Below are 25,538 nucleotides of genomic sequence, written 5' to 3' on the forward strand. Positions count from 1 at the left end.
GTCCACTGTACTCACCCGCCACGGACCCCAGGGGCTGCACCCCGGGCGGACCGGGTGCACAATAGTGGGCATGAACTCACCCATCCCGGCGGACGCCCTGCAGGCCATCACGAAGACGTTCATCATCTCCCACGACCGGGACGACGACGGCACCCTCGCCCAGGCCCTGGTCTACAACGCCGGCCGGCTGGCCTGGCGCATGCGCGAGGCGGGGCTGACCACCGAGTTCAAGACCTCGGTGTCGGACGTGGTGACGGAGGCCGACCGTGCGGCGGAGGGTTTCGTCGCCGAGGTGCTCAGGACGCTGCGTCCGCAGGACGGCCTGCTCGGCGAGGAGGGCGCCTCCGCGCCGTCGGAGTCGGGGCGCACGTGGGTGATCGACCCGGTGGACGGCACGTACAACTTCACCACCGGTTCGGACTACTGGTGCTCGGCGTTGGCGCTGGTCGACGGCGACCCGGAGGATCCGGAGCGGCTGCACTTCGGCGCGGTGCACCGTCCGGCGATGGGCTACACGTGGTTCGGCGGCCCCGGCATCCCCACCACGCTGGACGGCGCCCCGGTGGGCACGCTGCCGGACCTCGCGCCGCAGCAGTCCTGCCTCAGCGGCTACCTGCACCCCACCGACATCACCAACCCGGAGCTCAACGCGGTGTTCACGAAGGTCGTGGGCGATTTCGCGACGGTGCGCTGGAACGGCTCGGCGTCGGTGGACATGGCGGGCGTGGCGGCCGGCAACGGCGCGTGCTGGTTCCAGCACAGCGTCCTGCCGTGGGACCTGCTGCCGGGCCGCGCGCTGATCGAGGGCGCGGGAGGACGCTGCGAGCGGGTCAGCGCCGGCGGGCGACTGTGGTCGGTCGCCGGGGCACCCTCCAGTGTCGAGGCGGTCGTGGAGTCCCTATCCTTGGGTGCATGAGCGCATACGCCGACGACCTGACCCTGGCCCTGCACCTGGCCGACACCGCCGACGCCGTCACGATGGACCGCTTCGGCGCCGGTGACCTGCAGGTCTCCACGAAGCCGGACCTGACCCCCGTCTCCGACGCCGACACCGAGGTGGAACGCCGGCTGCGCGAGGTGCTCGCCACCCGCCGCGCCGACGACGACGTGCTCGGTGAGGAGTTCGGCGGGGACGCCGCACGCACCGGCCGCCAGTGGGTCATCGACCCGATCGACGGCACGAAGAACTTCGTGCGCGGCGTGCCGGTGTGGGCCACGCTGATCTCCCTGGTCGTCGACGGCACCCCGGTGGTCGGCGTGGTCTCCGCCCCGGGCCTGTCGCGGCGCTGGTGGGCGGCGGCGGACATGGGCGCCTGGTCCACCTTCGGCACCGGCGAGGCACGCCGGATCGGCGTGTCGAAGGTGTCGGACGTGGCGGACTGCTCGATCTCCCTGTCCTCCTTGGAGGGCTGGCACAAGGTCGGACGCCGCGACGACCTCATCGCACTGACGGACGCCGCCTGGCGCCTGCGCGGTTTCGGCGACTTCTGGTCCTACTGCCTCGTCGCCGAGGGTGCGGTCGACGTCGCCGCCGAACCCGAGGTCAACCTGTGGGACCTCGCCGCGCTGGACGTCCTGGTGCGCGAGGCCGGAGGACGCTTCACCGCCCTCGACGGCACGCCGGGTCCGTACGCCGGTTCCGCCGTGGCGTCCAACGGGCTCCTGCAGGACGCGGTGCTCGCCGCACTCACCCCGAACTGACCCCCTGACGCCCGGCCGGGCAACCGGTTTTCCGCTACCGTGGGCGGTGAACTGACAAGACACACCGGATTCTCGAAAGGGCGACACCTGTGACTTTCACCGTCCCGAACCCCACCCCCGTGACGAAGACGCCGGAGTGGCAGGCCCTCGTCGCCCACGCGACCCGCTTCAAGGGCACCACCCTGAAGGAGCTGTTCCAGGACGATCCGGGACGTGCCGGCGACATGACCTTCGAGGTCGGCCCGCTGCACGTGGACCTCTCGAAGAACCTCGTCGACGAGAACACGGTGCGCCTGCTGCTCAACGTGGCGCGCGCCAAGGGGATCGAGAACTACCGCCAGTCGCTGTTCAACGGTGAGCACGTCAACACCACCGAGGACCGTGCCGCGCTGCACACGGGCCTGCGCGTGCCGATCGACCAGGACCTCACCGTCGACGGGCAGGACATCGCCGATGACGTGCACCACACCCTGGACCGCATGCGCGGTCTGGCCAAGGCGCTGCGCAGCGGTGACTGGCGTGGCGCCACGAACCACACCATCAAGAACGTGGTGAACATCGGCATCGGCGGCTCCGACTTGGGCCCCTCGATGGCGGCCCAGGCGCTGCGTCCGTACTGCACCGCCGGGATCACCCCGTACTTCGTGTCGAACGTGGACCCGGCGGACATCACCGCCACGCTCGACGGGCTCGACCCGGAGTCCACGCTGTTCGTGGTCTCCTCGAAGACCTTCACCACCTCCGAGACCCTGGCCAACGCGCACAGCGCCCGGCGCTGGCTGCTCGACGGGCTCAAGCGCACCGGTGTCGACACCTCCGACGAGGCCGCGTCGAAGGACGCGGTGGCCAAGCACTTCGTCGCGGTGTCCACCAACGCCGACGAGGTGGAGAAGTTCGGCATCGACACCCGCAACATGTTCGGCTTCTGGGACTGGGTCGGCGGACGCTACTCGGTGGACTCGGCGATCGGCCTGTCCCTGATGGCGGCGATCGGTCCGCGTGACTTCATGGAGTTCATCGCCGGCTTCCACGAGGTGGACAACCACTTCTACTCCGAGCCGTTGGAGATGAACGCGCCGGTACTCATGGGCCTGTTCGGTGTCTGGTACACCTCGGTGCTCAGCTCGCAGTCCCACGTGGTGCTCCCCTACTCGCAGGACCTGGGCCGTTTCCCCGCCTACCTGCAGCAGCTGATGATGGAGTCCAACGGCAAGTCCGTGCGCCTCGACGGGGAACTGACCACCGCCGAGACGGGCGAGGTGTACTGGGGCGAGGCCGGTACGAACGGCCAGCACGCCTTCATGCAGCTGATCCACCAGGGCACGCACCTGATCCCGGCGGACTTCATCGGCTTCGTCAACCCCCACACCGACCAGAAGGGCTCCGACGGGGAGACCAGCATGCACGACATGCTGCTGTCGAACTTCCTCGCCCAGTCGCGCGTGATGGCCTTCGGCCGGTCCGCCGAGGAGCTGCGTGAGGCCGGTGTGGACGAGGATCTGATCCCGCACAAGGTGATGCCGGGCAACCGTCCGTCGTCCACGATCGTGGCGGACAAGCTGACCCCGCGCACCCTCGGCGCGCTGATCGCCCTCTACGAGCACATCTGCTTCGTGCAGGGTGTGGTGTGGGGCATCAACAGCTTCGACCAGTGGGGCGTGGAGCTCGGCAAGAAGCAGGCCAATGAGCTGCTGCCGCTGCTGAGCACCAACACCGACTCCTCCGACGTCGACACCGGCGACCCCTCCACCGACTCCCTGCTGCGCCACGTGCTGCGCAACCGGAAGCGCTAGTCACCGGACTTTCGCCACCTGTCCCAGAACCCCACGCGATTGTTGGTCCAACTCCTTGTGACCACCATCTGCGGGGGGTTCAGGATGTCCGGGCCTCCAGCGCCGCCATCGCCCTGCCGATGACGTTGCACACCTGTTCGCGTAGATCGCCGGGACACCGTAGATGGCGTTTGTTGAACCTCAGCGCCTCCCACTCCAGGTCCCGCAGCGCGTGGAACTGGTCGAAGTCCACGTCCGTCTGCTGCGCGGTGTCGTGGTGGGCGCCGTCGTAGTAGACCGCCACCTTGAGTTTTGGAACCCCCAGGTCAGGTAGCGTCCGGGCGGTCCAGCCGGAGTGCGCTCCCCGTTCCAGGTCGACCCTCACCTGGGAGACCCACCGGTGGGGTGCCGGCAGCAGGTCCCGGACCATCAGCCGCATCGTGGTCTCCATCGGCGACTGCGCTCCATCGTCCGACAACGCCAGCACGGGTGCGAGGTCACGCCTGTTCACCATGCCTTTCGCCGCAGCCAGAATCTCGTCACGGGTGATCCAGGTGCACTGCGCGAAGGCGTCGATGAACTGCACAGCACGGACCTGTTCCCAGGTCAGGCCGGGGACGCCGTCCACCCACCAGGTGTGCCGGCTGGTCAGGATGCTCCACAGGCACTGTGCCGCAGCAAATGCCGGGGTGACGACTCGCATCTGCGGGAAACGCGGGTCCGGACAGGTAGTCGCCATCGTCGCCGGCAGTGGCTGGACCACGGGTCGGAGGAGTGTACGCACCGCCTCGGCGGTCACCGCAGACAGGCGATGCTTGCTCCCCATGTGGATCAACACGGGCGCGTGGTCGGCCCAGTCCGGACGCAGCCCGTGCAGCGCGGCGGCAGCCCATCCGCCGATCACGGCCTCCGGCTGGACGAGGTGTTGGGCCCGAGCGCGGGTGACGATGTCGACCCCGAATCCGCCGCTGTTGTCATGGCCGGTCCCGGCGTCACGCGGCACCACCACCCCGTGTGCCACGGCACGGTAGTGGTGGCGCAGCTTCCAGTCGGTCACCTTTCCGGCGGCCTTCAGTTCGGCCCTGGCCTGCGGAATGATGCCCGGCATCACCCGCCAGGTGTAGGCGGGCCCCCGTCCCTGTGCCCGCGTATTCTTCCCCATCGGTGTGGTCCTCTCCCCCGGTGTCAGCCGTGCACCGAAGTAGACACCAGCCCCGCCGCCCGGTCCACCCTGCCCCCCACAGTCCCCGAAAACTGTGGACAACTTCCGATGCCTTCTTCCGGAGTTGTCCCCAGAACCCCACGCGGATGTTGGTCCACCTCCCGATGACCACCATCTGAGTGGGGTTTCAGGACAACCTCACTGCGGCTGGCAGACCGGGCACCACCAGATGACCCGTTCGAGTTCCCCGTCGTCGCCGCCGGCGTCCACCCCGCCGAGGAAACCCTTGAGCACCGGGGTGCCGCAACGTCGGCAGGCCTTCGCCGCCCGGCCGAACACGTAGTTGCCCATACCGGGGCGTCGGTCGCCGGTGAACAGCCGACGGGGTTCCAGCCTGTTCTCCCACATCACGGTGCGCGACAGGTCGAGCAGGTGCGCGGCGGTGCTCGCAGCGTCCTGCCCCTGCCCCACCGGGCGGCGCGGGTCGACCCCGCCGAGGAAGCAGACCTCCGCCCGGTACTCGTTGCCGATGCCGGCGACGTTGCGTTGGTCAAGCAGCGCGGCACCGATGCTGCGCTCAGGCCGGGTCAGGATGCGGGCCAGGGCGTCGTCGCGTCCACCCGCCGATGCCCAGTCGGGCGCGAGGATGTCGGGGCCCAGGTGTCCGACGACCTGCGGGTACTCGTCGATGTCGAAGAGTCGGACGAAGCCGAGGCTGTGGCCCACGGTCTCGATCTCGGGGCCACCGGGATGCTGCGGGCTGAAGCGCAGGACGACCCGGGCGGTGTGCCCGGGCCGACGCCAGCGCGCGCCGGCGGCGTGGATGGACCACACACCCTCCATCTTCAGGTGGGTGTGCAGAACGCGCCCGCCGACGTCGATGAACAGGTGCTTGCCGTAGGGCCACACACGCCGGACGCTGAGTCCGGTGAGGTCCTCCGTGGCGAACCGGGGCACGCGGATGTCGCTCCGGGTCACGGTCCGCCCGGTCATCCACTGCATGCGGTTGGACAGCTGCAGCACGGAGTCGCCCTCGGGCATCTGGCGCACCTCCTTCTACGAGCCGGGGATCACCGTGACCGGTGATCCGGGGCTCAGGGTACGCCGCCCGGCACGCGCGGCGGAACTGGTCAGCGCTTCAGCAGACCGGAGTCCTGCAGCAGCTCCTCGATCCAGGTCCCGTGCAGGACACCGTCCAGCTTCGCGCGCACCTTCGCCTTGACGAAACCAGGCACCGGCAGCTTGAACTTCGTGGTCACCGGCTGCTCGTCGAAGCTCTTGCGGTCACGCAGGTGGTAGGTGGCCTTGAGCAGTTCACGCAGGTCGTAGACCGAACCGAAGACCTCCGGGATGCCACGGTCGACGTTCATGAAGGTGTAGACGGCCTCCATGGCGGTACGCACGGAGTACTCCGTGGTGAATACCGTGTCGCGCGAGGGCGACTCGGCGAAGTTGCCGATGAACGCCAGGTTCGCCGAGCCCTGCGGCACCACGGCAGGACGGTCGCCGGCACGCCGCGGCATGAAGTACGCGGTGATGAACGGCATGTACACCGGGTTGGTGTTGATCGACGTCTGGGAGGCCAGCTCGTCGATCTGGTCGACCGGCACACCGAGGTGGTAGAGCCACTCCTGGGTGATCTCCTCGCCGGTGCACTCCACGATCGGCTTCTTCACGTAGTCGCCGTCGACGTCGGAGTACAACGCGTAGATCCACACCACGGTCTCGTCGGGGTTCTGGGAGGTGAAGTGCGGCTGGCGGTGCACCGCGAAGCTCATCAGCCAGGTGGAGTCGGTGACGGTGATGATGCCACCGGTGTTGACCTTGCCGTCGTGCAACGAGCGCCGGGTGAGCCGCTCGATGAACGGTTCGACGCGGGCGTCCTTGACCGTGGCGGTGGCCGAGACGTACCAGCTCTTCTCCGGCAGGTTCTTGTAGAACACCGCCGGGCGACCGAAGTCAGGCGACTTCGACGCGAGGTTCTCCCACAGCTCCCATGCCCCACCGGGCTCGGTGGTCACCGGTGCCGCGGTGTGGTGTGAACCGTAGGTGGTGGACTCGGTGATCGACCCGTTGGTGACGAACACGTAGTCCTCGGCGCCCAGCTCCACGGTCTGCCCGCCCTCGGCGGTGGCCAGGTGGAGCGCGGTGGCCATCTTCTTCTCGCTGTCGCCTGCACCGTCGATGGTGACGTCGATGTCGGTGACGGTGGTGCCGTAGCGCACGTCGACGCCGTGGTCGAGCAGGTAGGCCAGGATGGGCCGGACCATGGAGTCGTACTGGTTGTAGCGGTTGAATTTCAGGGCGGTGAAGTCCGGCAGGCCGCCGGTGTGGTGGATGAAACGCATCACGTAGCGGCGCATCTCGATCAGCGAGTGCCACTTCTCGAAGGCGAACATCGTGGCCCAGTAGAACCAGAAGTTGCTGGCGAAGAACTCCTCGGAGAAGTAGTCCTCGATGGTGCGGCCTTCGAGGGTGTGCTCGGAGGCGGTGACCAGCTTGACGATCTCGAGCTGGGCGTTCTCCGTGAGGGTGAAGTCCCCGTCGGTGGGCACCCGGTTGCCACGGTCGTGGATCAGCCGGCAGTTCGACGAGTTCGGGTCGTCCTTGTCGAGCCAGTAGTACTCGTCGAGGTAGGACGCACCGGGGATCTCCAGCGACGGGATCGAGCGGTACATGTCCCAGAGGCACTCGAAGTGGTTCTCCATCTCCCGACCACCACGGGTGATGAAACCGATGTCGGGGCGCTCTTCACCGTCGAGGGAGCCACCGGCCAGCGGGAGTTCCTCGATGAGGTGGATGTTGGCGCCGGGCATCTGTGCGTCGCGAATCAGGAAGGTCGCCGCAGCCAGCCCGGCCAGGCCGGTGCCGACGATCCAGGCGTGCTTGTCGTCGACGCCTTCGGGCTTGCGCGGGCGGGCGAAAGCCTCGTAGTTGCCGTTGGAGTAGTACATGGTGTTCTCCTTGTTCTCGTTGTTGGCTAGGAGGCGTTGTCGGCCTTGTCGGCGACCTGCGGCAGCAGGCGCGGGACGACCTTGCCGGAGTCGTTGCGGGGCAGGTCGTCGAGGCGGACGATGTTGTCGAGCGAGCAGAACTGGTTGACCCCGGCGAGTACCGCGGCGTTGAGCTCGTCGTCGGTGACCTCAGCAGACTCGGCGGACAGGACGATGAAGGCGTTGAGTGTGGCGACCACGTCGTCCTGGTGGCCGATGACGAAGGCGTCGTCGATCTGAGGCAGGGTGAGCAGGAACTCCTCGATGACGCGGGGGTGGATGTTCTCGCCGCCGCGGATGACCATGTCGTCGGCGCGACCGCACACGTAGAGCTTGCCGTCGGCGTCGATGTAGCCCTTGTCACCGGTGGAGAGCATGCCGTCGACCACGTCGCCGGAGTCCTTGTCGGACAGGAAGCCCAGCGAGGTCATGGAGTTCGACGAGTAGATCACTCCGGTCTGGCCGTCCGGCAGCGGCGTGAGGTCGTCGCCGAGGATCTCCAGGCGCACGCCGGGGCCGGGGCGTCCGGCGGTGGTGGGGTCGGTGACCATGTCGGCGGCGGTGGCCAGGGTGATCTGACCGTGCTCGGTGGAGCCGTAGAAGTTGTGGACCACGCCGGTCCGGTCGCCGAAGCGCTCGTTGAGCTCGACGACGAGTTCAGGGGCGATGGCGTTGCCGGCGGAGACGATGTAGCGTACGCCGGTGACGTCCACGTTGCCGTCGTTGACGCCGGCGAGGACCTGACGCAGGTACACCGCGGCGGAGACGATGCCGGTGACCTTGTGGGTGGTGATGTCGGCGACCTCGGTGTCCACGTCGAACCAGCGGCGGGTCAACAGGGTCGAGCCGGTGGCCATGGAGATGTGCAGGTTCAGCCAGCCCCAGGCGTGGAACATGCCCACGGACAGCTGGATGACGTCACCGGAGCGGAACGGGATGCGCTCCAGGATGCTGCCGAGCACCTTGGGGGTGCGCGGGACGGGCAGCACGACCGCCTTGGGCACCCCGCGGGTGCCCGAGGACATGATGACGGTGGACGCCTGGGTGGGGCGCTGTGGCAGTGCGACGTGGCGGTACTCACCGCGTCCTGCACCGATCAGCGACTCGAGCGTTTCGGTGTCCTGGATGCTGCCGGACCATTCGGCGACAGCGATCTTGTTGTCGGCGTTGAGCTCGGCGAGCACCTCGCCGAACTCGGCGTCGATGAAGGTCACGTCGCTGGGGTACTCGCGGGCGATGTCCTGCAACTGCGACAGCGAGGACCCGGGGTTGAGGATCTTTGCCTCGGCGCCGAGGTAGGCCGCGGCGATGAGCGGCAGGACGAGGCCGCGGCTGTTGCGCGCGATGACCGAGATCGACGAGACGTCCTGCCCGTCGTCGGTGGTGTAGCTGCGCAGGGTGCGCGCCAGGGCGCGGGCGTCGTCGCGCAGCTGGGTGAAGCTCATCGCGCCGCGGTCGTCGATCAGGGCGGTGCGCTTGGGGAACGACGTCGCGCCCATCTCGGCAAGGGCGGCCAGGGACATGCCCCAGTTACCCATCGCGCCGATGAGTCCGACGGACTCCTTCGGCCCACCGGTGCGCAGCACTCCGGCCTTGACCAGGGGCTTGAGTGAGTCGATCATCTGGGTGACCTGCGTACGGGCCGACACGTGGGTTCCGTGCTTGTGCATGTTGCATCCTTTCAGTGCTCGAGACCCCCGGGGTGGGGCCGGAGGTCTCGGGAGGGGTGGGGTGTTGCGTGGTGAGCGGGGTCAGAAGGTCGCTGCGATGACCTCAGCGGACCGGGTGACGCCCCAGTTGGTCATGTGCACCGGCAGGTTGTAGCCGGAGCGGTTGGTGGTGTCGATGACCCCGGCGATCAGCCGGACGTTGTCGGGGGCGCACTCGCCGCGGCCGGCGGTCGCACCGCGCAGGTCGGCGAGCACGACGTTGTCGCGGGCGCGTGCCGCGACCAGTGCCTTGGACCAGTTGCTGATGTTGACCTCGGCGTCACGGATCCAGAAGGCGGGGATGCCGATGTCGCCGGGGATCATCTCGACGTGCAGCAGGCACTGCTCGGCGGTGTCGGGCTTGGAGATCGTCGGGTAGCTGGCGATGGTGACCCGGGCGTTGGGGGCGGCGGCCTTGATCCGGTTGATCGCATCGTTCATCGCCCGGTCCCACAGGACCTTCTGCTCGGCGTAGCGCTGCTGCAGGTTGAGGTAGGTGTCAGGCAGGCCGTTGGCCATGACTTTGCCCAACAGCCAGCTGTAGGAGTCGTTGAAGCCGAACTGGATGACGACGTTGCTGGTCTGGGCGTTGAGCGCCCGGTCGGCCAGGGCGTTGTCGATTTCGCCGCGCAGCGTCATCGCCGGGGTGCCGGTGGAGTAGGCCATCGCACCGGGGCAGGAGTAGTCGTTGACGGTCAGGCCGGTCATCCGGGCGATCTGACGCGGGGCGTTGGTCGGCGACTGACCGCAACCGTGGGCGGTGTACTGGCCCAGCGGTGCGGTGACCGGGTTGTCCAGCGGGATGCCGGCGTTCTCGGCGGCCGAGCGGACCTTGGCGCCGACGGCCTCGGCGGGTGTGGGGTTGGACATGTAGGAGTCACCGAAGGTGACCAGGTTCCGGGCCGGGGCCGCCTGCGCCTGCGGGCTGACCACCACGGTGCCGGCGACGGCGACGCTCCATGCCGCGACGACGGCCAGGGCCGCCCGCCTGATCTTGCGCTTTCCCGCCGTGCTGTTCTTCTCCACTGAAGTGCCTTTCGTACAGAAATAGTTCCCCGAGGAATTCCGTCAGACAATTCCTCGTCTCGCCACCGTAGGCGCAGGACAGTTTGAAGATACATCGAAATTCAACCGAGCGCGACATTCCCCCATTTGATATGGAATATTTGTAGGTATGTGCAGTTTTTAATGGCTATCAGATAGTCAATACCGCGCACTGATCGGCAATATTCAATGCACTTCAGTGCATATCGGGCGAAAATTGTTAATAAGTATCCGGAACATACGACAGTTCGTACGGAGCGAACATCTCTCCACCCCGGAGACAACTTCTCTAGCGGCACCTGCCCGCCCCTTCCGTACCGACGGTCCCCTGGATCCGAGACGGACAAGGGGGACGCCGTCCGACGTGCGGTCGACCGCCACGCACCGGCAGGCAGATTCCTCGCTACGGGAAGCGCCGCTCCGAGGGCGGACTCCAACACCCACTCCGGGGCCGGACGGATCATTTCATTGCGCATGCGCCCCATGTCCCTGTTCGAGCGTGGGGACTTCACCGCTACCGTCCGCTTCAACGACGTCATATCCGGGAATAACCCCCGAATCAGCGAAACCTCGGCCGCCACACTCCCCGACTACACAGCGGCGATCGCGGACAGCGGATTCCCTGGCATCCTCTCGCTTCCGGAGCGCCGGCGGAGCCAGGCCCTGGATAATTATCTTCGCCAGGTCGTGGATCGCGACCTTCCGGGAGCCGGATATACCGCACGCCGACCGGAAACCCTTCGTCGCTGGCTGGCGGCATACGGCGCAGCGTCGTCGACACCGACGTCCTACTCACGAATCCTCGACGCGACGACGGGCCGCGACGGCTCCCAACCGAGCAAGGACACCACCGCGCACTACCGCGACCTGCTCTCCCCGATCTGGGTCCTTGATCCGGTTCCTGCCTGGAACCCGGTACGCAACCCGTTGAAGGCTGCCCAGCTCGCCCCGAAACACCAGTTGGTGGATCCAGCCCTGGCGCTACGCCTGCAAGGCCTCAGCGCCAGGGATCTAACGCTGCCCCGGGGCTCGCACCTGCTGGGGGTACTCTTCGAGCCCCTGGCGACGTTGAGCACCTCCTGTGGTTCCGCGACCAGTTCCCCGACGACGTCGTCGACCTCGTTGTTCTCTACTCGGGCCAGTACGCCTACCGCCGCCCGGACGGTGTCGCCGTCATTCCCCTCGCCCTGCTCGGCAGCTGACGCGACCGAAGTTTCGCGAGCACCACCAGCAGAGTGCGAACACTGCGAGGCCCCGTCTTTCCAGAACGACGAGATGGCACAATCAATCGCATGACCGAGTCTCCCCGCGCCACAATCTCCCCGACAATCGTGGTCTCGGAGATCCTCACCACTCTCGCCCGTCGCCTCGATCCACTCATCGCCGGGCACCTGCAGGACCGGCTCCGGGGACGGGAGTGGACGAGCCTGCTGACCGAACTCGATCACTCCCGCGGGCGCGCTACGCGGGCCTACAGGCGCACCGACCTGCAATCCCAGCTCCGCATGCTCACCGAGAGGCTCGGTCGACTCGGCTACCCCTTCGACGACCAGCTCCGTCAGGTCAGTACCGTCGCCAGCGAGCTTCGCATCATTCGCAACCGGTGGGCACACAACGACATCCTCACCGACCTCGACGCGATCCGTACCGCAGACTTCGGCGCACGCCTCCTGAATTCCCTCGGTGATGCCGCGGCCGCACACAGCCTCGAGGAGGAACGGACCAGGCTCATCACCGCCTACGTTGCGGCGCACGGCGAGGCGTCGCGAGCATCAGTGTCGCTCCCGGATCTCCCCACCGTGCAGCCTGCCGATCAGCCCATGAAACGGAAGGACGACTACACGGCCCCCAGCGCCGACGACCTGCACCGCACCGACAGCAAGGGTGCTGACCCGACCAACACGCCAACCATCGGCAACGGACGCTACGAGTTCGAGGGTTGGGAGGTCGTCCCCGCCGGTGGCTCCGAGGTCATCGACGGCCTCCCCAAGAAGGCCGCCAAGATGCAGGTGCGGGGAGTCGCCGCCGAGATCGCTGAGTTCGAGGGCCCCATCAGTATCGAGCGGCTCATCACACTGACGACCAGGTCATTCGGAAAGTCCCGGTGCGGTCCCAAGAAGAAGCAGCAGATCGCCCGCCAACTTCGGCAGATTGGACTCGCCGTCGATGAGGACGACTTCGTCTGGCCGTCCGACATGACCCCCGAAAGCTGGCGGGAGTTCCGCCCGAATGACTCCATGGCTGACCGCCCCTTCGATGACATCAGCCCGGTCGAGATCGCCAATGCGTGGCGCATCATCGTCGCGCGCACACCGAGTGCCTCAGATGGCGAAACCCGGCGCGCTGTCCTGCAGGCATTCGGCCGCAAGCGCATGACCAGCGCGATCACCGCGCATCTGGACCGTGCCCAGCAGCACCTCTGATCAAGCGCGTGTCATCGGCAATCCGCTCACTTCTTCTTCGCCGCGGTGAACTCATCGAAGGTGAAATCGGCGGGCTCTCCACTTGCCTCCGTCACCGCACCACCAGCCCCTTCGGCGTGAACCGGGCACCGGCCTCGGTCCACACACCGGTGGCCACACCCATCACGTCCACACCGTTGACGCGCTCCACGGTCACCGGCGACAGCCTGCCCGCCTGTACCGCGTCGGACAGCACGGCGACCACGCCGGCAACGTCGCCGGGGTCCAGCGGCGTCGGAGCGTCCGACAGTCCGGGCCTGGTGAACACGGTGACCGTGCGCCCGCCCCGCGTCAGGTGCGCCAGCAGCCGCCCGTCACGCAGGACGACCAGGGCGCCGGCACCGCGGGTCGGACGCGGTGCGTCGTCCGGTACGTCCGGCCAGGGCACCGCCGCACCGTAGGGGTTCGCCGGGTCGGACGCCGCGAGCAGCCGTGGGGCGGCCGCCCCGTCGCCGGAGTCGGTGTTCTCCTCTGCCCGGCGCAGTTGGTCGATGACCTCCCGGGAGGCGAACTGTGCCCCGCCCAGGCCGTCGACCACGTAGCCGCGCAGCACGGTGCCGTTGTCCTCCCAGGCGGTGAGCATCCGGTAGGCCGCTGCGAATCCGCCCTCGGTGTGCTCTGCCATCACCGCGCCGCGGGTCACCACGGCGTAGCGGTCCAGCCACGCCTCACCGGTGGCGATGGCGCGTTCGGCCGCCGCGCCCTCTGCCACGGGCACCTGTGACCAGCGTCCGGGCACCCCTGCGTGGGCGTTCATCGCCGCCCGGCGCGAGCGGACCTCCTGAGACGCGACGGTCTGGGCGAAGGTGCTGCGCCCCATCCTCAGTCGTCGGGTGGTGCCCCGGCCGCGGTTGCGTCGCGGTGCCTTGTGCGCACCTGAACCGGTCCCCCCGGCTCTACCACCGGCTCCACCACCGGCACGGTCGGTGATCCCGGTGCCGGCCAACCGTGCCCGGATCGGGGCGAAGGAGTCCGGCATGAGTAGGCCGACGTCGAAGAGTTCCCAGATGGCGGAGTCCACCGCGTCGTGGTCGCTGCTGTCCCCCAGCCCGCGTTCGATCTCCGCGGCGAGGAACGCCCCTCCCCCGCCGACACGGTCACGCACCAGCGACGCCACCGGCCCCACAGGATCCTCCGAAGCATCTGCAGCCTCATCGGTGCCCGTCTCCTCCACGAGCAGGGGGGCCAGGTCGGCGGGCAGCAGCATGATGCGCGGGTCCGTCGCCGAGGTCGCCCCGGCCCCCACCACCAGGACCTCGCCTGCGGCAACCAGGTCGTCCAGGTCGCCGGTGCGGTAGTCGGGGATGCGCGCGGGCAGCACCACGGTCTCCCAGGCACTGGCGGGCAACGCGACCCCGGCGAGCTGTTCGATGACCCCGGGCAGGTCCTCGCGCTCCCCGACACCCAGGCCGTGCCAGTCGGCGAGCACCGCGGCGTAGGTCTGCACGCTCACCGGTTCCAGTGCCCCACGGGCCTTGGCCAGCGTGGCCGCGCGCAGCCGACGCAGCACGCCGGCGTCCACGTACTCGTTCTCGCCCCTATCCTCATGGGACTCCAGGCGTCTACCGCTGACCCACCGCCGGGCCAACGAGTCGGCGGTGGCCACGCCCAGCCCGAACTCGGCGGCCACCTCGGCGGCGCTGAACGGACCGTGGGTGCGCGCCCAGCGCAGGACGAGCTGGTCGACCGCGTCGTCCACCGTCGCGCTCGCGGCGGCGACGCCGGGCGGCACGGGGATGCCGAGACCGTCGCGCAGCAGGGCGGCGTCCTCCACCACCGCCCACCGTCGCACGCCGCCGACCTTGACCTCGCACACCCGCCGCGGAATCATGCCCCGAACCTGGTCGACCACCGTCTCCACCTCGACGGGGTCCACCCGCCGCCGCACCTCCTCGGGCGCCAACGGGCCCAGGGCGCGCAGCATGTCCACGACCTGCTCTGCGGTGCCGGCACGGCGCCCCTCCGCCAGCCACTGCAGCGAGTCGACGACCTCGGCGACCACGTCCGGGTCGAGCACCAGGCCCTCACCACGTGCCCCCAGCACCGCGGCGAGCAGTGCGGGGTCCACGGTCAGCGCGGCGGCCCGGTCTGCGGAGTCGCCTTCGTAGAGGAACGCCCCGGTGTAGCTGAACAGCAGGGACTCGGCGAAGGGCGAGGGAGTCTCGGTGGTGATCTCGGCGACGCGCATCGCACGGGTGCCCACCGCGGCGACGACCTTCTCCAGGGCGGGCAGGTCGTAGACGTCGCGCAGGCACTCGCGCATGGTCTCCACCATGATCGGGAACTCCGGGTGCGGGCGGGCGACGTCCAGCAGCTGGGCGGCGCGCTGGCGTTGCTGCCACAACGGCTGCCGTTTGCCCGGGTTTCGCCGAGGCAGCAGGAGGGCGCGTGCGGCGCACTCGCGGAAACGGCCGGCGAACAGGGCGGACGACCCGACCGCGTCGGTGACCTCGGCGACGACCGGCGCGGCGTCCGAACCTGCCACGCCACCTGCCCCGCCGGTGAGCAGCTCCGCGCCCGGAGCGTCCTCGGTGTAGGGCAGGCGCAGGACGATGCCATCGTCGCCGGCGACGGCCATCGCGTCGATGCCGGAGCGCCGCGACAGCTCCGCCCCGATCGCCAGTGCCCAGGGCGCGTTCACCGAACGGCCCCAGGGGGTGTGGACGACCACGCGCCAGTCGCCGACCTCGTCGTGGAAGCGTTCGATCAGGATCGTGCGTTCATCGGGCACGACCTGGGTGGCCTCGCGTTGGCCGGCGTAGAAGTCGTCGAGGTTGCGCCGGGTGTAGTCGTCGAGGAAGTCCGAGCCGCGCAGGTCTCCGTCTTTCCCCTTGCCCCAACCGCGACGCGCGGCGCCGAGCACCGGGGCGAGATCGGCGGGACGGCCCTCGGCGTCGCCGACCCAGAACGGCAGGCGCCCGGTGTGCCCGGCCGCCGGGGTGACGATGACCTGGTCACGGGTGATCTCGGCGATCCGCCACGACGAGGCCCCCAGGGTGAACACGTCGCCCACCCGCGACTCGTAGACCATCTCCTCGTCGAGCTCGCCGACACGCCGGCCACCGGTGTTCGCGTCTCCGTCGGCAGGGAGGAAGACGCCGAACAGGCCACGGTCGGGGATCGTCCCGCCCGAGGTCACCGCGGTGCGCTGGGCACCGGGGCGTGCCTCGAAGGCCCCGGTGGCCGGGTCGTAGACCACCTTGGGACGCAGCTCGGCGAAGTCGGTGGACGGGTACCGGCCGCTGACCAGTTCCAGCACCCCGTCGAAGGCCTCGCGCGGCAGGGCGGCGTAGGGGTGGGCACGCCGGACGGTGCGGAACCAGTCCTCCACGTCCACTGTGCCGTCGCCCTCCCCTACCTGGGCGGCCGCCTGTGCCGCCACGGCGACGGTCTGCTGCGCCAGCACGTCCAGCGCATTGGCCACCACCCGCAACGGCTCCAGGTCGCCGGCGAGCATCCGGTCCACGATCACGGTCGCCACCTCGGCATCCGCCCGGTGCAGCGGGTAGATCGTGGCGCGTGACACCGCACCCACGGAGTGCCCGGCGCGCCCGCAGCGTTGCACCGCCGAAGACACGCTCGGCGGCGCCCCGACCTGCACCACATGGTCGACCAGCCCCATGTCGATGCCGAGCTCCAACGACGAGGTGGCCACCACGCACCGCAGCGAGCCGTCCTTCAGCGCCGCCTCGATGTCGGCACGCTCGTCCTTGGACACCGACCCGTGGTGCGCCCGGGCGATGACCTGCGGGGCGCCGGGCACCGCACCGGACTGCGCCATGAGCTGGGCGGGGTCGCGTCGCGTGGGCGGGGCCAACGAGTCCGGGTCGTGCTCCAGGGCCCACATCTCGTTGAGCGCGCCGGTGAGCCGCTCGGCGGTACGCCGGGCGTTGACGAACACCAGGGTGGACCGGTTGTCCATGACCTGTTCGTAGATCGCCCGCTGCACGTGCGGCCACACGGACTTCTGCTGCGGCAGCGCGGACTCGCGGTCCACGCCGGACGCCACCCGCGAACCGCTGCCTGCCTCGGTGACCCCACCGACGCCCTCGCCGATCAACGACGGGCCGGCCAGCGCCTCGTCGAACGGCACTGCATCGTCCGTGACGCCCGTGTCATCTCCCGAGCCCTCCCCTGCCGCGGCCGCCACGTCCTCCAACGCCGGCGGGTCGCGGAAGTCCTCGACCACGCTGCGTACCCGCACGTCCCACAACTTGGTGGTCGGCGGGTTGACCACCGTGACCGGACGGTCCCCGCCGAGGTAGGCGGCGACGGTGTCCACCGGGTTCACCGTGGCCGACAGCCCGATGCGCTGCACGGGGTCCTCGGTGAGCTGCTCGAGCCGCTCCAGGCTCAGTGCCAGGTGCGTACCGCGTTTCGTGCCCGCCACGGCGTGGACCTCGTCGACGATGACGGTGTCCACCCCGCGCAACGTGCCGGCTGCCTTGGAGGTGAGCATGAGGTACAGCGACTCCGGGGTGGTGATCAGCACGTCCGGCGGGGTGCGCAGCATCTTCGCCCGCTCGGCCTGCGGGGTGTCGCCGGACCGCACGCCCACGCGCACCGGGGCGATGTCGGCGCCGGACGCCGCGGCGGTGCGCGCGATACCGGCGAGCGGGACCTGCAGGTTGCGCTCCACGTCCACACCCAGCGCCTTCAGCGGGGAGATGTACAGCACGCGTGTGCCGGCACCGTCCTGCGTCCTGTTCATCAGCCCCTGCGAGGTCAGCCTCGACAGCGCCCACAGGAACGCCGCCAACGTCTTTCCCGAACCCGTCGGGGCGACGACGAGGGCGTTGTCGCCCCGGCTGATCGCGTCCCACGCCTGTGACTGGACCACCGTGGGCTCGCTGAACACCTCACGGAACCAGGCGGCGACCGGGGCGGAGAAACGGTCCAGCGGATCGGGGGCGTCAGTCATGTCCACCAGTCAACCACGCGGCACGGACATGGAATTTCCGGCGCACAAAAGGCCCTGCTCCGGCGTCATCGGCGGACTTCACGACACTTTCCGCTGTGACTCCCCGCCGCTGCGATTACAATGGGTTCCCATGACGCGCTTCATCGACGACGAGACCCTTGCCGGTCGCCTTGCCCAGGGCACCGGAGAGATCCTCAAAGGGGTCCGCAACGTGGGACTTCTGCGGGGCGGGGATCTGGGTGCCGCCGGTGACGCGATCGCCCAGGACTGGATCGCCCGGTCCCTGGCGCTGCACCGCCCGGACGACGCGGTGCTCTCCGAGGAGGCCACCGACGACCTCTCCCGCCTCGGCAAGGACCGGGTGTGGATCATCGACCCGCTGGACGGCACCCGCGAGTACGCCGGCGTGCGCCAGGACTGGGCGGTGCACATCGCCCTGGCGGTGAAGGGCACCGTCACGGTCTCCGCCGTCGGCATGCCGGACCTGGGTCAGGTGTTCACCTCCGCGGAGTCCCGTGCGGTCTCCGGGGCGCCGACGAACCGCTTCGTGATCTCGCGCAACAGCACGCCGGACGTGGCCCCCTACGTCGCCGAGTCGCTCGGCGCGGAGCTCACGACGATGGGTTCCTGCGGCGCCAAGGCCATCAGCGTCCTGCTCGGCGACAACGACGCCTACATCCACGCCGGAGGCCAGTACGAGTGGGACAACGCCGCCCCAGTCGGCGTGTGCCAGGCCGCCGGCCTGCACTGCAGCCGCCTCGACGGTTCCCCGTTGGTCTACAACAACGAGGACACCTACCTCCCCGACCTGCTGATCTGCCGTCCCGACGTGGCCGAGGACATCCTCGCCGCCGCCGCCCGGTTCACCGCGGAGAACGGTTCCTACACAACCGCGTAGCTCCGCGGGCTTCTCTACACTGGGCGGGATGACTTCCGCCCGCACCGCCGCCACCTACGGTGGCCTCGCCGTGAGCGGCGCCGCCGCCCTCGCCGCGGCCGCCGCCCTGCCCGCACTCACCGCCGACCTCGTCCGGCGCCAGGGCCGCAAGCAACGTGAGGCCCCACGTCCGGGCACATTCTCCGCCACCGTCGGCGACTCCGAGATGACCGTCTACACCGACGGACGCAGCCTCTACGACGACATGGTCGACGCCATCGGCGCCGCCGAGGACATCATCGTCATGGAGAACTACATGTGGAAGGCCGACGAGGACGGCCTGGCCTTCATCGAGGCACTCAACGCCGCCGCGGACCGTGGCGTGGACGTCTACGTGATCTACGACGGCCTCGGCAACCTCGTGGTGCCGCGCTCGTTCTACCGCAACTTCTCCGACAAGGTCCACGTCGCCCGCCTGCCCGTGGTCACCCGCAAACTGTGGACCGCCCCGGTACGCACCACCGGGGTGTGCCACTCCAAGATCCTCGTCGTCGACGACCACACCGGCTTCGTCGGCGGCTACAACATCGGCTCCGAGTTCGCCGGGCACTGGCGCGACACCCACGTGCGCCAGGTCGGCCCGAAGACCTGGGGGCTGCGCAATGCGGTCACCCGGGTGTGGAACCAGAAGTGGCCGGACGGCGGGGACATCCCCTGGACCGCCCCGGACAGCTGGGACTCCCGGATCCAGGTCGTGGCGAACCTGCCGGTGCAGCTGGTGTACCCGCTGCGCAACATGTACCTCACCGCCATCGAGCGCGCCCGCGACCACATCTGGATCACCACGCCCTACTTCATCCCGGACCAGCAGATCCTGCAGGCGCTCTACCGGGCGTCCGACCGTGGGGTGGACGTACGCCTGATGGTGCCCAAGGAGTCCAACCACATGGTCGCCGACTGGGTGAGCCGGGGGTTCTACGGCGAGATCCTGGAGCACGGCATCACACTGCACCTGTACGCCACCACGATGATCCACGCGAAGACCGCCACCATCGACGGCGAGTGGTCCACGGTGGGTACGGCGAACATCGACCGGCTGTCGCTGTCCTTCAACTACGAGACGAACATCGAGGTGACGGACAAGGACTTCGCGGCCACGCTGGAGGAGATCTTCACCGCCGACATCGAGCACTGCGAGACGGTCAACTCCACGTCCTGGCGCGACGAGCACCCGCTGTCCCGTGTCGCCGAGATCGCGCTGATGCCGCTGCGCAAGGTGTTATGAACCCGGCGGATGCCGCCGGGACCGACGACACCTATTCTTGACACCATGAGTTCCGCCTCCCCCATCTCCACGCCCTACGAGGATCTCCTGGCCGAGATCCTCGCCGACGGCACCGCCAAGGGCGACCGCACCGGCACCGGCACACGCAGCCTGTTCGGCCGCCAGATCCGCTACGACCTGTCGGCGGGGTTCCCGCTGATCACCACGAAGAAGGTCCACCTCAAGTCCGTCGTGGGCGAACTGCTCTGGTTCCTGCGCGGGGACTCCAACGTGTCCTGGTTGCACGAGCACGGGGTGAGCATCTGGGACGAGTGGGCCGACGACAACGGCGACCTGGGTCCCATCTACGGCGTCCAGTGGCGCAGCTGGCCCACCCCGGACGGCGCACACGTCGACCAGATCGCCGCGGCGTTGGAGACGCTGAAGCAGAACCCGGATTCGCGGCGCAACATCGTCTCGGCGTGGAACGTCTCCGAGCTCGACGACATGGCTCTGCCGCCGTGCCACCTGATGTTCCAGCTCTACGTGGCCGACGGGAAGCTGTCCTGCCAGCTCTACCAGCGCAGCGCGGACATGTTCCTGGGCGTGCCGTTCAACATCGCCAGCTACTCCATCCTGACCCACATGTTCGCCCAGCAGGCGGGCCTGGAGGTCGGCGAGTTCGTGTGGACCGGTGGCGACTGCCACATCTACGACAACCACGTGGAGCAGGTGGAACGCCAGCTCAGCCGGGAGGCGCGCCCCTACCCCACGCTGTCGCTGACGAAGGCGGACGACATGTTCAGCTACACCTTCGACGACATTTCCGTGGACGATTACGACCCGCACCCGGGTATCAAGGCCCCGGTGGCGGTGTGAGGAAGGACGAGACAGTCACCATGAGCGATACCACACTAACCAGGGACGCACTGCGCGCCGCCGGGCTGCCGGACGACGTCGAGGTGGCGATGATCTGGGCGCAGACCACCGACAACATCATCGGCGACGGCACCGACATGCCCTGGTACCTGCCGGAGGACCTGGAACACTTCAAGAACTCCACCGTGGGCGCACCCGTGGTGATGGGCCGGATCTCGTGGGAGGCCCTGGACCCGCGCTTCCGTCCCCTCCCCGGACGCGACAACGTGGTGATCACCCGCAACACCTCGTACGACGCCCCGGGCGGGACGGTGTGCGCGACGATCCCGGAGGCCGTCGCCGCCGCCTACCGCGTCGCCGGGGCGGACGCGTCCACAGTTCCCACGGTGTGGATCCTCGGTGGCGGGGAGATCTACCGCCAGTGCCTGCCGGTCGCCGACCGGGTGGTGGTCACCGAGATCGCCTGCGGGGCGCCGGAGCGCTTCACCGTCGCCGCCCCCGACATGCGTGCGACGCTGGAGGACGGCTCCTTCGCCGTCGCCGACGGCCCCTGGCTGGAGTCGGCGAAGGGAACCGCCCTGACCGGCGAGGACCCGTTGCGTTACCGTATCTGCGAATACACGAACACGAACCGCTAACGATCAAGGAGTAACCCATGTCCGTCACCCTGTACACCACCACCTGGTGCCCCTTCTGCAAGCAGCTCACCGCTGACCTGGACGCCACCGACACCCCGTACGAGCGTATCGACGTCGAGGAGCACCCGGACGCCGGCGAGTGGGTCAAGTCCGTCAACGACGGCAACCGTGTGGTGCCCACCGTGAAGTACTCCGACGGCACGCACGCCACCAACCCGCCTGCGGACGACGTCCGGGCGAAGCTCGCCGAGCTCGGTTAGCGGAACCGCACACCCATAAGCACATATTTTCGGAAACACTTACGGAGGGCCTGCCGCACATCTGCGACGTACCCCTCCCGACCCCCACCCCCGTTTGTCTCCCGCTTAGACGCATGTCAGGACGACGAACGGGGGTGCACTGCGTTCATCGCCCCCGCCCAGTCACATTTGGCCTTGAAATGGCTTCGTCGGGTTCTGTAACTTGACACCCATCCACAGCGCGGCTGTGACCATTATCACTGACAGAAAGGGAGCCGATGTCGACACCCGACCTCCGGCACACACCGACCCCCGAGGAGTTCGTCGAGGCGCAGAAGAGCCCCGAGTTCCAGGAGCTCCGCAAAAAGCAGCGTGGCTTCGCCTTCCCCGTGACGATCTGTGCGCTGCTCTGGTTCGCAGCGTACGTCCTGCTCGCCATGTTCGCCCCCGACCTCTTCGCCGGCAAGGTCTGGGGCAACATCAACGTCGGAATCATCCTGGGCCTGCTCCAGTTCGTGACCACCTTCGCCATCACCTACGCCTACGTGAAGTTCGCCGACCGTGAGCTCGAGCCGCGTACCGCAGCACTGCGTGACCGCCTCGAGCGCACCGGTGACTTCGCCGAGACCGGCAACGCCCCGGCGTAAGCCCCGCTGACACGGAACTGAGAGAAAACATGCAGACACATCTCCTCGCCCAGTCGGACACGGGCAACCCCATCCTCAACATCGCCATCTTCGTCGGCTTCATCGTGATCACGATGTACATCGTGACCCGGGCCAGCAAGTCCCAGCAGAAGGACTCCGCCAAGGACTTCTACACCGGTGGCGCCAGCTTCTCCGGTACGCAGAACGGTCTCGCCATCGCCGGCGACTACCTCTCCGCGGCATCCTTCCTCGGCATCGTCGGTGCCATCGCATTGCAGGGTTACGACGGATTCCTCTACTCGATCGGCTTCTTCGTCGCCTGGGTCGTCGCGATGCTGCTGGTCGCCGAGCCGCTGCGTAACACCGGTAAGTTCACCATGGCCGACGTACTGTCCTTCCGGCTGAAGCAGCGCCCGGTCCGACTGGCCGCCTCCTTCGCGACGCTGTTCGTGTCACTGTTCTACCTGATCGCGCAGATGGCCGGCGCCGGTTCGCTGGTCTCCGTGCTGCTCGACATCCACGAGAAGCCCGCCCAGGCCGCCGTGGTCGCCGTGGTCGGTGCCGTGATGATCGCCTACGTGCTCATCGGCGGCATGAAGGGCACCACCTACGTGCAGATGATCAAGGCAGTGCTGCTGTGCACCGGTGTGGTCGTCATGGCCGTGATCATCATGGTCATGGTCAAGGGCAACTTCTCCGAGTTGCTGCAGATGGCCATCGACAACCACGCCGAGGCCGGCACCGAGAACCCCGAAGGTATCCTCGAGCCCGGACTGAAGTACGGCGGTTCCCTGATGGGCCAGCTCGACTTCATCTCCCTGGCCATGGCGCTGTGCCTCGGTGTCGCCGGCCTGCCCCACGTTCTGATGCGCTTCTACACGGTGCCCACCGCCCGTGAGGCCCGCAAGTCCGTGACCTGGGCCATCGTCCTGATCGGTGGCTTCTACCTGCTGACCCTGATCCTGGGCTACGCCGCCGCCGCCTACGTCGGAGTCGACCGGATCCAGAACGCCCCGGGTGGCGCGAACGCCGCAGCCCCGCTGCTGGCACTCGAGCTCGGCGGATCGATCTTCATGGCACTGATATCCGCGGTCGCCTTCGCCACCGTGCTCGCCGTGGTCGCCGGCCTCGCCATCACAGCCTCCGCCTCCGTCGCCCACGACTTCTACGACGCGGTGCTGCGTGGCGGCAAGTCCAGCGAAGCCGAGCAGGTCCGTGTCTCCAAGATCACCGTGGTCGTCATCGGCATCGCCTCAATCATCCTCGGCATCCTGGCGATGGACCAGAACGTGGCCTTCCTGGTCTCCCTGGCCTTCTGCATCGCGGCCTCCGCCAACCTGCCGACCATCCTGTACTCCCTGTACTGGAAGCGCTTCAACACCACCGGCGCAGTCTCCTCGATCTACGTGGGACTCATCTCCTCCCTGGTCGTGCTGTTCTTCTCCAACTCCGTCTCGGGTACCGAGACCGCAATGTTCGCCAACTCCGACTGGTCGCTCATCGACCTGACCAACCCTGCGATCATCTCCATCCCGCTCGGCTTCCTGGCCGGCATCGTCGGTACCTACCTCGGCAAGCCGGACCACAAGGAAGAGCTGCAGGCCGAGATGGAGGTCCGCTCCCTCACCGGCGTCGGCGTCGAGGCCGTGGTCGAGCACTAAGGCCCCACCTCCCAGCGACTCCACCGCATCCACCACACCACGCACCACCGCTTCACACACCACACACCACCTCGACCGCCGTCTCCTCCCCACACACCACACGGGGAGGGGGCGGCGGTGTTTTATGTCCCCCGACTTCCGTTGCCAGCCAAGAGAAAACACCCGGTAGGCTCAGCTACATGACAGACGCCCTCGTCTCCTTCGCCTGGATCGCCGGAGCCGGACTCCTCGCACCCGTTCTCGCCTTCCTCACCGGAAAGCGTGTCCCCGCCGTCGTCTTCCTGCTCATCCTCGGACTGGTCATCGGCCCCTTCGGCTTCCAGCTCGCCACGGACGGTGAAGCCGTCGACCTGCTGCGCGAACTCGGCCTCGGTTTCCTGTTCCTGCTCGCCGGCATGGAGATCAACCCGTCCATGCTCAAGTCCCGCCAGGGTGGCCACGCCCTGCTGACCTGGGCGATGTGCCTGGTGCTCAGCTTCGGCGCGGCGATGCTGCTGACCTCCGGGGACATCGGCGTCTCCGTCGGACTCGGCATCGCCCTGACCTCCACCGCGCTGGGCACACTGATGCCCATCCTCAAGCAGAACGGTCTCAGCGGCACCCGGGTCGGCGACAGCGTGATGATCCACGGCGCGATCGGCGAACTCGCCCCGGTCATCGCCATGGCGATCCTGCTCTCGGCCCGCACGACGTGGGCCAGCGCCGCCGTGCTCGCCGCCTTCTTCGTCGTCGCGATCGTCGTCGCGCTGCTGCCCAGGACGGTCCGGACGCTCACCCCGTGGATCGGCTGGGCGATCCGCGACGGTGCCGGTTCGACGAACCAGACCGTGATCCGCTCGGTCGTCCTCATGCTCGCCGTCCTGATGGCGGTCGCCGCGGTCTTCGACCTTGACGTGGTGCTCGGCGCCTTCGCCACCGGCATCATCCTGCACCAGATCGTGCCGGAGACCTACCGCACGGGCCTGGAGGAGCAGCTGGAGACCATCGGTTACGGCGTCTTCATCCCGGTGTTCTTCGTGACCTCGGGCATGGCCATCGACACCGGCGTGATCGCCGACCGGCCGTGGTTCGTGCTCGCCATCGTCCCGACGATCTTCATCGCCCGCGGCATGCCCATCTTCCTGCGGGAACTGTGGAGCAACACCGGTTCCGGGTTGTCGGGCTGGCGGGAGAAGTTCGAGATGTCGCTGTACTCGGCCACCGGCCTGCCGATCATCGTCGCGGTCACCGAGGTAGCGACGTCCTCGGGCATCATCGGCCAGGAGGAGGCGTCCCTCCTCGTCGCCGGTGGGGCGCTCACCGTGCTGATCTTCCCGCTGCTCGCCCCGGCGGTCGGCCCGAAGCGGGAACAACCCGCGGCACACTGAGTTGCATCGGGTTACCTCGTTTCCGACGCCGCCGCCCCGGCACGGTACACTGTTGCGGTGCGCCCCAGTAGCTCAGGGGATAGAGCACCGCTCTCCTAAAGCGGGTGTCGGCAGTTCGAATCTGCCCTGGGGCACGGTCACACAAGCCGTCGGTCGACAAGACCGGCGGCTTGTTTCGTGCATCGGGCACCATCCCCGGGAG

Annotated in this window: 19 protein-coding genes and 1 tRNA gene; 14 read left to right on the forward strand and 6 right to left on the reverse strand. The window is 68.3% G+C overall.

From position 1 onward, the window contains the following. The first annotated feature begins 70 nt into the window (after positions 1 to 70). The 3 genes from ACT3TD_RS03340 (at position 71) to pgi (ending at position 3,494) form a co-directional block, all read left to right on the forward strand. The gene (locus ACT3TD_RS03340; protein ID WP_301443108.1) at positions 71 to 916 is read left to right on the forward strand and encodes an inositol monophosphatase family protein; all 846 of its coding nucleotides are present in this window, start codon (positions 71 to 73) and stop codon (positions 914 to 916) included. Further along, entirely contained in the window at positions 913 to 1,701 is a 789-nt protein-coding gene (locus ACT3TD_RS03345; RefSeq protein WP_301443109.1) for an inositol monophosphatase family protein, read from the forward strand. Before ACT3TD_RS03340 ends, ACT3TD_RS03345 begins: the two co-directional genes overlap by 4 nt. An 89-nt stretch (positions 1,702 to 1,790) precedes the next feature. After that, the gene (pgi, locus tag ACT3TD_RS03350; RefSeq protein WP_444614802.1) at positions 1,791 to 3,494 is read left to right on the forward strand and encodes a glucose-6-phosphate isomerase; all 1,704 of its coding nucleotides are present in this window, start codon (positions 1,791 to 1,793) and stop codon (positions 3,492 to 3,494) included. Positions 3,495 to 3,573: 79 nt separating this feature from the next. On the opposite strand, the gene ACT3TD_RS03355 is transcribed toward pgi, so the two are convergent. The 5 genes from ACT3TD_RS03355 to ACT3TD_RS03375 all read right to left on the reverse strand — a co-directional run bounded on the left by ACT3TD_RS03355 (position 3,574) and on the right by ACT3TD_RS03375 (position 10,363). Then, a complete protein-coding gene (locus tag ACT3TD_RS03355; protein WP_301443111.1) occupies positions 3,574 to 4,635 on the reverse strand; it encodes a DUF559 domain-containing protein in 1,062 nt (353 codons plus the stop codon). Positions 4,636 to 4,833: 198 nt separating this feature from the next. Then, on the reverse strand, positions 4,834 to 5,676 hold the full coding sequence (locus ACT3TD_RS03360) for a DNA-formamidopyrimidine glycosylase family protein (RefSeq protein WP_301443857.1): 843 nt from the start codon (positions 5,674 to 5,676) through the stop codon (positions 4,834 to 4,836). Between the two features lie 89 nt (positions 5,677 to 5,765). Then, positions 5,766 to 7,589: an oleate hydratase gene (locus tag ACT3TD_RS03365; RefSeq protein ID WP_441578968.1), complete on the reverse strand. Its 1,824-nt coding sequence runs from the start codon at positions 7,587 to 7,589 to the stop codon at positions 5,766 to 5,768. 26 nt (positions 7,590 to 7,615) lie between these two features. Continuing rightward, positions 7,616 to 9,298, reverse strand: a complete 1,683-nt coding sequence (locus tag ACT3TD_RS03370; protein WP_301443859.1) for an AMP-binding protein — start codon at positions 9,296 to 9,298, stop codon at positions 7,616 to 7,618. Positions 9,299 to 9,379: 81 nt separating this feature from the next. Further along, a complete protein-coding gene (locus ACT3TD_RS03375; RefSeq protein WP_301442805.1) occupies positions 9,380 to 10,363 on the reverse strand; it encodes a GDSL-type esterase/lipase family protein in 984 nt (327 codons plus the stop codon). A gap of 501 nt (positions 10,364 to 10,864) precedes the next feature. On the opposite strand from ACT3TD_RS03375, the gene ACT3TD_RS03380 reads away from it, so the two are divergent. Further along, entirely contained in the window at positions 10,865 to 11,677 is an 813-nt protein-coding gene (locus ACT3TD_RS03380; protein WP_301442806.1) for a DUF4143 domain-containing protein, read from the forward strand. Continuing rightward, positions 11,674 to 12,804: a Swt1 family HEPN domain-containing protein gene (locus ACT3TD_RS03385; RefSeq protein WP_301442807.1), complete on the forward strand. Its 1,131-nt coding sequence runs from the start codon at positions 11,674 to 11,676 to the stop codon at positions 12,802 to 12,804. Before ACT3TD_RS03380 ends, ACT3TD_RS03385 begins: the two co-directional genes overlap by 4 nt. Before the next feature lie 91 nt (positions 12,805 to 12,895). Here the strand turns inward: ACT3TD_RS03385 and ACT3TD_RS03390 are convergent, their stop codons facing one another. After that, positions 12,896 to 17,764 (reverse strand): DEAD/DEAH box helicase, encoded by a 4,869-nt coding sequence (locus ACT3TD_RS03390; RefSeq protein ID WP_441578966.1) that lies wholly within the window; start codon positions 17,762 to 17,764, stop codon positions 12,896 to 12,898. Positions 17,765 to 17,894: 130 nt separating this feature from the next. Between ACT3TD_RS03390 and ACT3TD_RS03395 the strand changes: the two genes are divergently transcribed. The 9 genes from ACT3TD_RS03395 (at position 17,895) to ACT3TD_RS03435 (ending at position 25,470) form a co-directional block, all read left to right on the forward strand. Beyond that, on the forward strand, positions 17,895 to 18,662 hold the full coding sequence (locus ACT3TD_RS03395) for a 3'(2'),5'-bisphosphate nucleotidase CysQ (protein ID WP_301442809.1): 768 nt from the start codon (positions 17,895 to 17,897) through the stop codon (positions 18,660 to 18,662). A 28-nt stretch (positions 18,663 to 18,690) separates the two neighbouring features. Next, positions 18,691 to 19,926 carry a phospholipase D-like domain-containing protein gene (locus ACT3TD_RS03400; protein ID WP_441578965.1) on the forward strand — a complete coding sequence of 412 codons (1,236 nt, stop codon included), beginning with the start codon at positions 18,691 to 18,693 and terminating at the stop codon, positions 19,924 to 19,926. 45 nt (positions 19,927 to 19,971) lie between these two features. After that, positions 19,972 to 20,784, forward strand: coding sequence for a thymidylate synthase (locus ACT3TD_RS03405; protein ID WP_301442811.1), 813 nt, complete (start codon positions 19,972 to 19,974; stop codon positions 20,782 to 20,784). Between the two features lie 20 nt (positions 20,785 to 20,804). Next, complete coding sequence (locus ACT3TD_RS03410) at positions 20,805 to 21,422, forward strand: dihydrofolate reductase (protein WP_301442812.1); 618 nt, start codon at positions 20,805 to 20,807, stop codon at positions 21,420 to 21,422. A 17-nt stretch (positions 21,423 to 21,439) separates the two neighbouring features. Beyond that, complete coding sequence (locus tag ACT3TD_RS03415) at positions 21,440 to 21,682, forward strand: mycoredoxin (protein ID WP_301442813.1); 243 nt, start codon at positions 21,440 to 21,442, stop codon at positions 21,680 to 21,682. A 257-nt stretch (positions 21,683 to 21,939) separates the two neighbouring features. Beyond that, positions 21,940 to 22,308 carry a DUF485 domain-containing protein gene (locus ACT3TD_RS03420; RefSeq protein ID WP_301443498.1) on the forward strand — a complete coding sequence of 123 codons (369 nt, stop codon included), beginning with the start codon at positions 21,940 to 21,942 and terminating at the stop codon, positions 22,306 to 22,308. 29 nt (positions 22,309 to 22,337) lie between these two features. Beyond that, the gene (locus ACT3TD_RS03425; protein ID WP_301443499.1) at positions 22,338 to 23,969 is read left to right on the forward strand and encodes a solute symporter family protein; all 1,632 of its coding nucleotides are present in this window, start codon (positions 22,338 to 22,340) and stop codon (positions 23,967 to 23,969) included. 179 nt (positions 23,970 to 24,148) lie between these two features. Continuing rightward, positions 24,149 to 25,336: a cation:proton antiporter gene (locus ACT3TD_RS03430; RefSeq protein WP_441578963.1), complete on the forward strand. Its 1,188-nt coding sequence runs from the start codon at positions 24,149 to 24,151 to the stop codon at positions 25,334 to 25,336. A gap of 61 nt (positions 25,337 to 25,397) precedes the next feature. Next, positions 25,398 to 25,470, forward strand: a tRNA-Arg gene (locus tag ACT3TD_RS03435). Positions 25,471 to 25,538 lie beyond the last annotated feature (68 nt).

The sequence above is a fragment of the Corynebacterium sp. AOP36-E1-14 genome, assembly GCF_052377495.1.
Lineage (GTDB): Bacteria > Actinomycetota > Actinomycetes > Mycobacteriales > Mycobacteriaceae > Corynebacterium.